We start from the raw sequence: 13138 nt of genomic DNA, 5'->3' as shown, positions 1-13138 counted from the left end.
CGATGATTATAGGGGCTATTGGGAGAAATCTAGTATTATAAATAATCTGAGCTCTAAGTGAGTCTACCCGCTATACTCAATTGTATATTCTTATTTAATAATTCCGTGTTTTAATCTGATGCTAATTCGCTCCTTCAAAACCTCCCATTTGCTTCTCGGAGTAGATTTGAATAATGGCTTGGAAGCTCTAAATACAAAATATTGATAATCTTTTTCTTCGAAGAAAATCGGGTAGGTTTCCATCTTTTCAAGGTAAAAGCCATTTGAGGTGATACTTTTTATCAGATCTCCGGAGTCCAAAGGCTGGTCTATTACTTGGAGTTTTTGGGGTTCATTTTCTATCATCCACTGCAAGTATCTCGGAGCAGGGATGTGTATGAATATCACCGAATCTTGATGAGCATGCTTGTGGATATTTCGGAAAAGGCGCTGGTGCTGATCTACAGGGATATGCTCCAGTACATCAGGAAACACAAAGAAATCATAGGTTTTTCCTTCCTTGTCGAAGTCGGACATGTCCGAAACTTCAAACTTCAGGTTGGACTGATCCTTCCAAAGCAAGCTGGCTTTTGTGATGCTTTCTGGTGAAATGTCCACTGCCAGCACATCGCCTTGCTTTACCTGATTGGCAAGCAAATGACTCACTGTTCCTATCCCACAACCCACTTCCAGAATGCTGTGATTAGCATTCAATCCGGCAGCCTTTACCTTGTCGAGGATATTTAAGTGGCGGGAGTTTATTCCCGTCTTTTCCTGTTTTTCGGCAAACTGGTCATAAAAACTTACGACTTTGTCCTTATCCTCTTTCATTCTTTTCTTTGATCGTGAAAAACAATCCAGCGATCAGTGACAATACGATGAGGTATTGGAAAATGATCATTGGTGTTTTGGTGGCAGTGTAGCTTGTAGGTTCAAACTTGAAAACAATCTCATGAGTTCCAGCAGGAACAATCAATCCACGGAGTAGGTAATCCGTTCGTAATATCTCGGTTTCTTTTCCATTAATACTGGCTGTCCAGCCTACAGGATAATAGATTTCTGAGAATACAGCCAAGCCTTCTTTGCTCATCTCTGCTTGGTATTTCAATTCATTGGGAGCATAGGACGTATGGGTGATTTGACCAGCACCAGCAGCTATTTTGCCAAATTCCCGGCTGTTTACAGTTGCTTGGGTCTTGGTGTCTATTCTTCCCAACTCATCCATTTCCTCTTGATTGGTCTGCACGCTCACCACCTGTGAAGGGATCCAAGCTGGCCCATTGCTTTCAGGGTTTTCGAACACTGAATTGGCAGCGGTTCCAGCGATGATGTATTTCGTATTCATCATATTGATTGTCTGAATTCCTGCGAAATCAAACTCTCCTTCTTGCGCTTTTTTCACAAATTCACTTAACTCAGCATTCAATCTATTGTCCAATAGATCCTGATACCTCCGCATTTTAGCACCATGGTAGCCGCCCAGACTATGGAAGCGATAGGAGGATTTTCCTGTTGCGGTCAATCCTTCGGTAAGGTCTAACACCCTAAAATATGAATCGTCTTTGGCTACTTCCTGATCTGCGGGAGTTTCTGCGAAATAGGCTCTGCTAGGATTCCCTTGGAAAGAATTGTCATTCAGGTAATGTTTGTTGACTGTCCAGAGATCTATGGTCACCAAGGCGAAAATCCCAAGTCCCAGCGCTATGTCTGAGATTCTGTTTTTCAGGGCAAAATATATCAGGGCAAATGAAGCAGCTACTAGTGCCAAACTTCTCCATGCACTTGCAGAAAGCATGGCTTTACGGTCCTGACGGATAGCATTGATCAACCAATCGGGTAAGCCAGCATCAGCTGCACCTTCGAATCTGAATACACCAGCACCGATCGCAAGCAGAAGTAATAATCCACCTATAGATGCTCCAGCGATGTATAAAGGTTTGAAATCTTTGCTTAGGTATAACCTTTCCAGAGAGATTGCTGCCAAAGTCGGAATGGCAAAAAGTGTCATTCCTAGCGCCATAGAAACTGCTCGGAATTTATTGTAACCAGGAAGTACGTCGAAAAGAAAGTAATTGAACCAACTCAGGTTTTTTCCCCAGGAGAGTAGGATAGAAAGAATGATAATAGCTCCAAAGGTGTAAAGACTTTCTTTGGGGGCAGCCCAAATTCCAATGAAGGCAAGGAATATCAGGATTACTCCGCCGTATATCGGTCCACCAGTGAATGGCTGATCTCCCCAATAAGTAGGCGCGCCTTGTAAGAAACCGTTGATTTGGCCTGGGTCTAGTCCATTGCTTCGCAAGGCTTTTTCAGAAGCTGTGTTTTTGCCAAGAGGCGTGCTGCTTCCGCCACCGTAGAAATTGGGAACCAAAAGGGTGAGGGTTTCAAGCTTGCCATTAGACCATGAGAACGCATAATCCTTGTCCAATCCAGCTGAAGCTGATTCCAATGTTGCTTCCCCGCGGGTGGAGTAGGGAGCATATTCCAGTGCTGTTGCCAGTCTACCTATATTTCCTCCAACTGCCAAAACAGCTCCTAATGCTAGAAAAGCAATGGTTTTTCCGAGTTGTGGCAAGCCTTCTTTTTTCCAGTCAATGACTAGTCTTACGATGACATAAATCATCGAAATAATCAGGGTGTAATAGGTGATCTGTACGTGGTTAAACTTCAGTTGTAGGAGAAGTCCAAGGCCTAATATGGCTGCACCTAGCAATCGTTTTTTATTAAATGCCAAGTGAATTCCCAGCAAAATCACTGGCATCAGACTTATTGCCCAGATTTTGGCATTGTGACCTGCTGCCAAACTCAGGAGATTGTAGGAGCTCATCGCAAAGGCGACACTGGCAATGATCGCAAAAACCGGCCTGACGCCGAATGTCAGCATTAAAACGTACATGGCGACCATGCTGAGAAATAGGCTGTTGACGGGATGTGGGAGGCCTAGCGTGATAACAGATACTAAGGCATTGGTGATGTCTCCGGCAAATTTCAGGCTCACAAAGTAGGCTGGCATCCCCCCGAAAACACTATTGGTCCACAATGGTTCTTCCCCAGTGGCTTCACGGAAATCCATGGTTTCCTTGGCGGAGCCTTCCCATTTTAGAATGTCTCCTTGCATGATCACCTGATCCTGGAGTACTACAGGAGCGAAATAAACGACTACAATAGCATAGAAAATGGCGATTCCCACCAAATGTGGGAGCAGGTCTTTTTTGAAATTCAGCTGCATGAAAAGAGTTTTTCTTTGGATAATTGTTGGGAACGCAAATTAGGGATTTATAGGCAAACCCCATCTACAAAAATAGGCAGTCTCAAGCTAGAATAGATGTAAGACTCCTTTCTATCCCTGATGAAAATCATTACTTTTGCAGCAAATAGCCACCTACAGGAATGTTTGATAATTTAAGTTTAAAATTAGACCGGGCCTTCAAAACACTGAAAGGAACCGGGACAATCACCGAAATAAACGTCGCAACGACCGTTAAGGAGATCAGAAGAGCCTTGATCGATGCCGATGTTAACTATAAAGTAGCCAAGGAAGTCACTGATACGATCAAGACTGAAGCGCTTGGTAGAGATGTTTTGATCTCTGTTTCTCCTGGTCAATTGCTGATCAAAATCACCCAAGAAGAGCTGACGAAGCTCATGGGTGGAAAGAAAGAGGATATCAATATCTCTGGCGATCCTTCAATTATTTTGATCTCAGGTCTTCAAGGTTCTGGTAAAACCACTTTTACGGGTAAACTGGGTGCGCACCTGAAGAAGCAAGGTCGTCAGGTATTGCTTGTAGCTTGTGATATTTACCGTCCAGCGGCGATAGATCAGCTGAAAGTATTGGGCGAGCAGATCGGCGTAGAGGTATATGCTGAGCCTGAGAACAAGAATGCTTTGGATATTGCTAACAATGCGATTGCTTATGCAAAGAAAACCGGTAAGAAAACAGTTGTAGTCGATACAGCAGGCCGTCTGGCAGTGGATGATGTGATGATGAATGAGATTGAAGCTTTGAAAAAGGCTTTGAATCCATCTGAGACACTTTTTGTAGTCGATTCCATGACTGGTCAGGATGCGGTGAATACTGCGAAGACCTTTGACGAGCGTTTGAATTTCGACGGAGTAGTACTGACCAAACTCGATGGTGATACACGAGGTGGTGCTGCGATCTCCATTCGTCATGTAGTCAATAAGCCGATTAAGTTTATCTCTACAGGAGAGAAAATGGAAGATCTGGATGTATTCCACCCAGATCGTATGGCGCAGAGAATCCTAGGAATGGGTGATGTGATTTCCTTGGTGGAAAGAGCACAGCAGTCCTTTGATGAAGATGAAGCCAAGCGTATCAATTCGAAGATCCGTACAAATAATTTCAACTTTGATGATTTCCTTTCTCAGCTGGAGCAGGTGAAGAAAATGGGTAATATCAAGGACTTGCTTGGGATGATCCCTGGCATGGGCAAAGCCATGAAAGGAATGGATATAGACGATGATTCCTTCAAGCCTATCGAAGCGATCATCAGATCCATGACTCCTGCCGAGCGTGAGCATCCAGATCTGATCGATGGAAGTAGAAGAAAGAGACTTGCTGCGGGATCTGGGCGAACTATCGTGGAGGTGAATAACCTTATGAAGCAGTTTGCGGATATGCGCAAGATGATGAAGCAGATGAACAAGATGGGCGGTGCCAAAGCCGCCATGGGCAAGATGCTTCCTCCAGGTATGGGAGGAAGAAGATAGAAATTGAAACCCGGTCGCGAGATCGGGTTTTCTTTTTATGAGTTTTTTACCGCGGTGGGCACAGAGGGAAACGCGGAGGACGCTGGAGTTTTGTAGTTGTCAGGCGGAGCGAAGTCAAAGGCATTTAATTGATAGCCTTTTTAGAATGATTAATTTAATCGGCTAATTGCTAATTGATATAAATTGCTGACACCTATAATTGACTGATATGCTGAACATGAAATTCACAGATAAAGAATATCTCAATAAAACACTTACTGTAATTGACGCCTGTCAGACAGATTCTTTAATTGAATTTTCGTTTAATTTGCCAGTTGACTTTCATGACTTGAGTAATACGAATAATAAAAAGGGACTTTCTATAAAAAGGTTTTTAGACGAAGACTTTAAATTGAAAATGACACAGCAGAATAAAAGTGACCTAATAAGTGTAATTGCCCACAATTTTAAGGAAGGCGACATTTGTCATTACGCCTTTTATACTGGCAACTTGAAAATTGGTGAAGGTTTCGACCATTGCGTTATAAATTTTCTTAATCCAAAGTATTTTATTTTTTCAGACTCTCATTTTGCAAACTTGATTGATGATGAAGTCAATTTTACAGAGCTTATATAATCCTGGCAGCATCTATCTAGCATTTGGCTAAAAAGCAGTTTCAGTGTATAAATTAGCTTATGTGTTTTATGTCAAGTACATGTTTGGCAATATGTTTATGCATCTAAATCATCTGCTTAGCAAAGCTTCAGATCGTCAGACGTAATTCTCACTAATTAATTTTTTTGTTTAGAATTTCGCTCTCCTGAGGTATATAAGTCTCTTCAGGGACGAACTAAGGGTAGAAATATGATTGTAATTCAAGTCAACCGTGCCGTCAGGTACGGCTCTATTATTTCAGCCTAAATAGCGCTTTGCCTAACGGTACAGCAGGATCTGTAGGTAATTTTGGTGATACCTATTATGTAACCGATGAGGAGTAAAATCAAAAGACAAATCCATTGCTTTTAAATTACGTACAAATATTTATATATTAGTACGTATTGAACTTTCACTATGGACACCAAACTCACTTTAAAGCTCAATCAGGAGGTAATAGAAAAAGCCAAGATCTATGCTTCTGACAAGAAGTTGAGCTTGTCTCGATTGATTGAGAATTATCTGAATTCGTTAACTTCTGACCAACCTACGGGTGAGTTGGAGATTTCTCCCTTTGTGAAAAGTCTTTCTTCAGGTGTTAAAATTCCTGCTGACTACGACTATAAAAAGGACCGTGCTGACTATTTGGATCAAAAACACAAATGAGCAGGATTTTTTTAGACACCAATGTGATCTTGGATCTGTTAGGAGAGAGAGATCCTTTTTATGCATCCATTGCTAAGATTGCAACTTTGGCAGATCAAAAGAAAATCACCCTAGTTGTTTCCCCACTTTCATTTACCACTGTAGATTACGTACTCAGCAAATATGAATCGTCAGATTCGGTTTTGAAGAAGCTTAGAATGTTCAAAATACTTTGTGAGGTGTGTGCTGTCGATGAGGAAACAATTGAAAAAGGATTGAACTCTGAATTCAGTGATTTTGAAGATGCTGTTCAGTATTTCACGGCTTTACAAGCTAATAGCTCTATCATCCTTACTCGAAATGGGAAAGATTTTAAGAACTCTAATTTGCCTGCGATGACTGCTGAGGAATATTTGAGTAGCAAAAGATAAATTTTTCTTTTACTCTTCCTCCGACTCGTAAATTCTAAGAATCAGTCTCTTAATACAATATCTTATCTCCTTTGGACTTCCAGAGTTCAAAGACCTTTTGAGATTCTTCGCGCATCATTCCTTGCATAGGAATCTGGCGAGCATTAGGGGCTACTTGTATTTCTCGATAGATAAAAGAATCGTCAAATCATGCAGCTGATGCATCCTCATGAGTACATGCGTAAAAAACTCTACTTGGCCTAGCCCAAAAGATCGCCCCGAGGCACATAGGGCATGGTTCGCATGAAGTATATAATTCACAGCCCTCCAATTGGAAATGATTTAAGTTTTTGCAGGCGTTTCGGATAGCTACCACTTCTGCATGTGCAGTTGGATCCAAGGTCTTGGTGACCATATTACTGCCGCTTCCTATCACTTGATCGTCTTTGACTATCACACATCCAAATGGTCCGCCGTTCCCGGATTCCATGCCTGATTGGGCCAAGTCAATCGCTTGTTGCATAAATTGCTTTTGTTTTTCGGTCATGAGAGCTGAAAGAATGATTTGCAAAGCAAGCTACTAAAATGAAGTCTTTTATCAATTCATCCAGCGACTCATAAACTCCAAGAATCCCTCTTTGTAATTATCACTTACGCTGATGTGATTTTTGCCGATTTGAAATAATACTTTAAAAAAAATTACAACCTGACTGTAGCGTTTATAGATTGCTCTCCGTATAGTTTAAAATTCCGTTTTTCTTTATCTTTATTCTAAGCAAATTTTATCTTTAGTTAAATCACTTGCCACTATGAAAACACAACTGTTGCCATTAATCGCTTTACTTCTAATTCTTTTCAGCTGTAAAGATGTGGAGGAGCCATCTCCAAATTCAAGAATAGAAGGTAAATATGTGTCTACTGTTGAAATTGAAATGACAGGAGGAAAACTCGATCTAGTTAATACGCTGAATTTAAAATCTGACGGTACATTTTATGCTGAAAATTATACCACTGAAGCAGGTAAGGATGAAATACTAGGCTATAGGTCCTATTTCAATGGTACTTATACAATAGTCGATGAAAAAGTCACTTTAGAATGGAAGGAATCATACACGATGAATTTCTTTGATATCTATTACATGCCAAAAGCAGATTTAACGCTTTCAGATGGGAATGAGTTTATTGCGGATTATGCAATTGAAGAGGATTATACGCAGCTTTCATTCATGTGCCCACCAAATGCTTTTTGCACGAGCCAAGAGGTTTATCTAAAAACTAATTGATTCAAGCCAAGGCTACTAATAAAGGGCTGCTTTCACTTAGAAAACAGCCCTTTATTTTTGATCAAAACCAACTCAATTCATCCACCGACTCATAAACTCCAAGAAAGCATCCTTGTAATTATCACTCACGCTGATATGGTTTTTTCCTATTTGGATCACGTTCTTCGATACAGAGTCGATATGATCCAGCGCCACAATGTAGGATCTGTGAACTCGCATGAATTTATCTGAAGGCAGTAATTCCTCCATGCTTTTCAAGCTGGTCAAAGAAAGTAAGGGATTGGGCTTGGAGAGCAAATGCACTTTTACATAATCCTTGTAGGCCTCTACATACCCAATATCCTTGAGCATCACTTTCACTAACTGATATTCTACTTTTAGGAAAATATATTCAGGAGCAGCGGTATCAATACTAGTAGTAGCTTCAGATTTAGTTTGTGCTTGCTTTTCAAAGTAAGAAAAAGCTTTAGTCGCAGCATTCAAAAAATCCTCGTAACTGTAAGGCTTCAGTAGATAATCAAGCGCTTCCACTTTGTAGCCTTCAATCGCAAACTGATGGTAAGCTGTGGCAAAGATGATTTTGGTTTTGTCTGAAGATTTTTTACCATCCAGTACCCTGGCCAGTTCCATACCAGAGAGGTCCGGCATCTGAATGTCCATAAATGCAAGCTGTACCTCATTTTGATTGATAAAGCCCAAGGCTTCAATCGCATTTGAAAACTTGCCGATTAAGTTAAGAAAGGCGGTCTGCTCTATGAATTTACTGAGTAATTCCAGTGCTAGTGGTTCATCGTCTATGGCTACACAATTAAGTTTCATCAGTGTGTTTTTGTTTTTTAATGGTCAGTTAGACTTTCCCGATTTTTATTAGGGAGAATCTCGCACGATGATTAATTACCCCTCTGTGTGCCGAATTTGACACGCTCGATCTCATGTGAATATAATTTGATTTTCACTTGCCACATGCCAGCCCGGCTGACTCCAGTTGGATGGGGAATCTAGCAAATCTTTCCCAATAACAATAGGGATGTCTCAGCCTGTGACGCTTGACTTATGTCTGCCTAAGTCAGGCTCGATTTTATTCGAGGTTTATTGTAAGATTTACCCAATACTCTTGTTTGGCTTCATCTTTACCAAATTTTAGGCGATGTTTGTCTGGGTAGAGCAGGCTCAATCTTCTTTGAGTATTCACTAAACCAATGCCATTTTCTTTAGCTTCAGGGCTTTCGGCATGCACAGGGAAGATATGATTTCGAGTTTCGAAAAACACCGTGTTGCCCATCACTTCCAATTTGATCATAATCTCACTTTGCTGCTGGCTACTTACACCATGTTTGAAGGAATTCTCCAGAAATGGAAGTAAAAGCATAGGGGCAATGATCAGATCATCCTTTGGCTCATCTACCGAAATATTGAGTGTAACTTTTTCGGATAACCTCATTTTCATCAACTCTATATAATCATTGATAAAACTGACTTCTTTACTTAGAAGGGTTTCGTTTTTCTGATTTTCATACAGCACGTAGCGCATCATTCGGGATAGTTTCAAAAGAGCTTCCTGAGCTTTTTTTACATCCAAATTCGTCAATGCGTAGATATTGTTGAGTGTGTTGAAAAAGAAGTGAGGGTTGATCTGCGCTTTCAGGTAAGAAAGTTCCGTGTTGATACGTTGCTGATCCATTTCCCTGCGAAGAGACTCATCTTTTTGCCATTTCTGCACAGAAGCCACGGAGGTACTTATACCAATAGTCAACAGGTATAGCATCATGTTGAATATATCTCCAGATATCCGTCTAGGCTTGGGAATAAAAGGCTTGTCTGGATTGAAAGCCTTGTGTATCAATTCGGGTAGATGTAGAAAATTGTCTGCATATATAAGGATGCCTACAAACAGCACTACACCGAGGACGGTCGTTAGAAAATATACTGCAAGCTTACCTTTCAATAATACCTTAGGCACAAACCATAGCATGTTGAAGTAAAATATACCAACAAGTAGTAGTGCCATGAATACTTGTCTCACCCAGAATTCAACTGGTATATCCACCCTCCAGGAGAGTGGGGAGAGTAGTAATAGGACTGTACTGAGCATGGACCAGCCTAGAATGTGGACTAGAATCGATACGCTTCTTTTGGGACTTAAATTGATCATATAGCTGATTTTCAGTATCCAAACTAAAGCAATGCACCGTTATATATAAAATATGATCTGCGAATCAGGCAGATTTGACTACCAATAGGCTATATCAGCAGATAAAACCATTCGTCGGTTAGAATTTCCTTTTTGTCCGATGAATAGGGCTGTTTGTCGACGAAACTACCGCTTCTGTCTATTACCAGAAAAAGTGCGAAACAAACCCTGTTGTTTTGGGGTATCAATAAGCACGAGGCCCAATATATCGAAATTAACAGGTGAACAAGAAGGGGCTTCAGAGAAACAAAAGTCAACTTTCAATCACCAATCCAATTGAGAAACTATCTACTACAAATGAAAAAATTATTTAACATTATCGCAGTTCTTTTTCTGATCAGCACCACTGGCCTGATGGCCCAGCAGACGACAGGGAAAGTAACCTCACCATCCAAAATCGTTGGTGTAGCCAAAGATGTAGAAACTGGAGAGGCAGTTCCTTATGCTACTGCTGCACTTTATGCTGCAGGAAGTGACACTAATGTCGCTGGAGCCGTAGCCGATGGAGACGGTAAGTTCATCATCACGGGAATGGATCCGGGGTCTTATGATTTGAAAATCAGCTTTTTGGGCTATGAAACAAAAACTGTAAGCGGAATACAAGTAGTATCTAAGACAGGTGATGTGAATATTGGTGAGATTGAAATGTCTGATGAAGGACTAGCACTAGAGGAGGTGACAGTACAAGGTCAGAGAGATTTGATCGAAGAGCGTGTGGATCGTACGATCTACAAAGCAGAGAACGATAAGACTACAGCCGGTGGTGATGGTACAGATGTACTAAGAAGAGTACCGATGCTTTCTGTTGATTTGGACGGCAATGTATCCATGAGAGGATCCAGCAATATTACCGTGTTGATTGATGGAAGACCTTCAGCAATTGCGGCAAGCAGCATTACTGATGCACTAAAGCAAATCCCTGCAGACGAAATCAAAGCAGTGGAAGTAATCACATCTCCTTCTGCCAAGTATGATGCAGAAGGTACTTCTGGTGTGATCAATATTGTTACTAAAAAGAATAACCTTCAGGGGATGTCTGCCAATATCCGTACAGGAGCTGGTTTGAGAGGTTCTGATTTTGGATTAAACGCCAGTGCTAGAAAAGGTAAATTCGGATTTACCTTAGGTGGGTATGGTAGAGCAGGTTACAATGTCAACGGAAGTTTTGAAAACACTCAAATGACTACGAATGATGATGGGACAATATCTTCAGTAATTCAAAGTGCAGATACGAAGAGTAATTACCTTTTTGGGAGATATAATTTCGGCGTTGATTACGAGGTTAATAAGTATAACTTCTTAACTGCCGCAGTCAATTTTGGAATCAGAAACAGAAGTAACTCTCAAAATGACTTCCAGACTCAGAATTATGTAGATGGGAATTTGATGAGAAATGCACTCAGGGAGACAAATACCAAAGACAATTCAAATTCAGTAGATGTCAGCCTGAACTACACTAAGACCTTTGAGAAGAAAGGGAAAGAGATCTCCGTTTTGACCTTGTATAGCAGTAACAATGGTGAGAATTCTTTTGTGAATACACTTTTTGAAGAAGATATGTCTACAATTGATTCAAGATTGAAGAATGACAACCCTAGCAAGAACGAAGAGTTTACAATTCAGCTTGACTTTGTAGAGCCTATAGGAAAAGATGGTAAATCAATTTTGGAATATGGAGCTAAGAATATTTTGAGAAAAGCATACTCTGACTTTGCTTACTTTCAGGCAGATGGAGCAGAGGGTGATTATGTAGAGGATATGAATCCAAACTTGAGTAATGAGTTTAGCTATGATCAGAACGTGACAGCAGGTTATGTTTCTTATACAGCTACACTCTTGAAGAATTATACTATCAAGCCAGGGTTGAGATACGAATACACAACAATCAATGCCGATTTCAAAACTGAAACGACTACTGCTGATATTCCTGCCTACGGAACACTAGTTCCAAGTTTGAATTTGAGTAGAAAGTTAAGTAATGGCAATATGATCAAGGCTTCTTACAACAGAAGAATTTCTCGTCCATCACTAAGGTATTTGAATCCGAATATTGATGCTTCAAACCCGCTTCAGGTTTCTCAGGGTAATCCAGACTTGGATCCAGAATTCACTGATAATTATGAGTTAGGTTATAGTACTTTCTTCAAAAATACTATGGTAAGTTTCTCAGGATTCTTTAGAAACACGACAGGTTCGATCCAATCCGTGAGAACTGTAGCAGAAGATGGCGTGATCTATACTGGTTATGATAATATCGGACACGAAAGAGCGGTAGGTACTAACATCTTTACCAATATCAGTTTGGGAGATAAATTCTCCTTGAACGGTAGTGTGGATGCATACTATGCGATGTTGGACAATGGTCTTACAGATCCAAAGTACGCAGCTTCTAATGAAGGTTTTGTTGTCAGTGGTAGAATGTTTGGTAACTACACTCTTCCTAAAGACTGGCAGGTTCAGGCCTTTACTTTTGCTAGAGGTAATAGAGTTCAATTGCAAGGTACTTCTGGTGGATTCTACATGTACGGAATTGGCCTTAACAAGCAGTTTGATGAGAAAAGAGGAACCATTGGATTCGGTGCAGATAACTTCTTTACCAAGGAGTTCAAGATGAAAAATGAAATCATCACGCCTACAATCGTTCAGAATAGCACGAACATCATGCGTAATATGAACTTCAAAATCAACTTCAGCTACAGAATCGGTAAGCTAAGTGTTGACCAGAAAACCAGAAAGAAGAAATCGGTGAATAACGATGACTTAAAAGGTGGTGGAAGCGAAGGCGCTGAAATGCAGCAAAACAAATAATTAAAGACAGTAAATAGTAGATTGGGTTACAAGAGAAAAAACCCGTCCTTCACTAAGGGCGGGCTTTTTTATGCTCGGTGATTTTTAAGCCTACTGAGAGCAAGAGGCTATGCGATGAGTATAGGTGCTTCGTTTTGTGTAGTGGATTGGTTTATAGGTTGCCAAACTGAGTATTAACTATTCTTTGAGCATACAAAAATGAAATGACAGTAATTTGTTTTGGAACCATAACCATGGTCACCTTGAGCACTTGAGAGACGAGAGTCTCGAAATCGAAAGGTTCTCGAACCTCTAGACTCCCGTCTCTCGGGTGCTCGAACTGACCAGCTTTTGATGTCCTCAAATCAATCTGTCATTGGTAGCGAAGTTGAAGTCACGCTGCACCTTTCGATTAACAGCTGATTTCTTGGAATAAGTCTTAAGACCTTCCTGGTCGGCGAACAGGCTTATTGCC

10 protein-coding genes and 1 pseudogene are annotated in these 13138 nt (G+C 40.7%); 6 read left to right on the top strand and 5 right to left on the bottom strand.

Annotated elements, in window-relative coordinates; genetic code table 11:
• Positions 1 to 90: 90 nt before the first annotated feature.
• Together LV85_RS02170 and LV85_RS02165 are read right to left on the bottom strand one after the other, a co-directional pair.
• Entirely contained in the window at positions 91 to 810 is a 720-nt protein-coding gene (locus LV85_RS02170; RefSeq protein ID WP_111316560.1) for a class I SAM-dependent methyltransferase, read from the bottom strand.
• On the bottom strand, positions 797 to 3208 hold the full coding sequence (locus tag LV85_RS02165; RefSeq protein ID WP_111316559.1) for a glycosyltransferase family protein: 2412 nt from the start codon (positions 3206 to 3208) through the stop codon (positions 797 to 799). The genes LV85_RS02170 and LV85_RS02165 overlap by 14 nt, the downstream gene beginning before the upstream one ends.
• Positions 3209 to 3369: 161 nt before the next feature.
• On the opposite strand from LV85_RS02165, the gene ffh reads away from it, so the two are divergent.
• The 4 genes from ffh (at position 3370) to LV85_RS02145 (ending at position 6423) form a co-directional block, all read left to right on the top strand.
• Positions 3370 to 4713, top strand: coding sequence for a signal recognition particle protein (gene ffh, locus LV85_RS02160; protein WP_111316558.1), 1344 nt, complete (start codon positions 3370 to 3372; stop codon positions 4711 to 4713).
• Between the two features lie 217 nt (positions 4714 to 4930).
• Complete coding sequence (locus LV85_RS02155; protein ID WP_146260410.1) at positions 4931 to 5329, top strand: hypothetical protein; 399 nt, start codon at positions 4931 to 4933, stop codon at positions 5327 to 5329.
• Between the two features lie 435 nt (positions 5330 to 5764).
• A complete protein-coding gene (locus LV85_RS02150) occupies positions 5765 to 6013 on the top strand; it encodes a DUF6364 family protein (protein ID WP_111316556.1) in 249 nt (82 codons plus the stop codon).
• Positions 6010 to 6423, top strand: a complete 414-nt coding sequence (locus tag LV85_RS02145; protein WP_111316555.1) for a type II toxin-antitoxin system VapC family toxin — start codon at positions 6010 to 6012, stop codon at positions 6421 to 6423. The genes LV85_RS02150 and LV85_RS02145 overlap by 4 nt, the downstream gene beginning before the upstream one ends.
• A gap of 49 nt (positions 6424 to 6472) precedes the next feature.
• Here LV85_RS02145 and LV85_RS02140 read toward each other — a convergent pair.
• A pseudogene (locus LV85_RS02140) lies at positions 6473 to 6949 on the bottom strand (nucleoside deaminase).
• A 262-nt stretch (positions 6950 to 7211) separates the two neighbouring features.
• Here LV85_RS02140 and LV85_RS02135 point away from each other — a divergent pair.
• Positions 7212 to 7685, top strand: coding sequence for a hypothetical protein (locus LV85_RS02135; RefSeq protein WP_111316554.1), 474 nt, complete (start codon positions 7212 to 7214; stop codon positions 7683 to 7685).
• A 72-nt stretch (positions 7686 to 7757) separates the two neighbouring features.
• On the opposite strand, the gene LV85_RS02130 is transcribed toward LV85_RS02135, so the two are convergent.
• Together LV85_RS02130 and LV85_RS02125 are read right to left on the bottom strand one after the other, a co-directional pair.
• Positions 7758 to 8504 carry a LytR/AlgR family response regulator transcription factor gene (locus LV85_RS02130; RefSeq protein ID WP_111316553.1) on the bottom strand — a complete coding sequence of 249 codons (747 nt, stop codon included), beginning with the start codon at positions 8502 to 8504 and terminating at the stop codon, positions 7758 to 7760.
• Between the two features lie 259 nt (positions 8505 to 8763).
• Positions 8764 to 9837 (bottom strand): sensor histidine kinase, encoded by a 1074-nt coding sequence (locus tag LV85_RS02125; protein WP_245942107.1) that lies wholly within the window; start codon positions 9835 to 9837, stop codon positions 8764 to 8766.
• A 336-nt stretch (positions 9838 to 10173) separates the two neighbouring features.
• On the opposite strand from LV85_RS02125, the gene LV85_RS02120 reads away from it, so the two are divergent.
• Complete coding sequence (locus LV85_RS02120) at positions 10174 to 12684, top strand: TonB-dependent receptor domain-containing protein (protein ID WP_111316552.1); 2511 nt, start codon at positions 10174 to 10176, stop codon at positions 12682 to 12684.
• Positions 12685 to 13138 lie beyond the last annotated feature (454 nt).

The sequence above is a fragment of the Algoriphagus chordae genome, from assembly GCF_003254055.1.
Taxonomy (GTDB): Bacteria; Bacteroidota; Bacteroidia; order Cytophagales; family Cyclobacteriaceae; genus Algoriphagus; species Algoriphagus chordae.
Note: the sequence above shows the minus strand (reverse complement) of the source record. Positions and strands in the feature narration are given on the sequence as shown.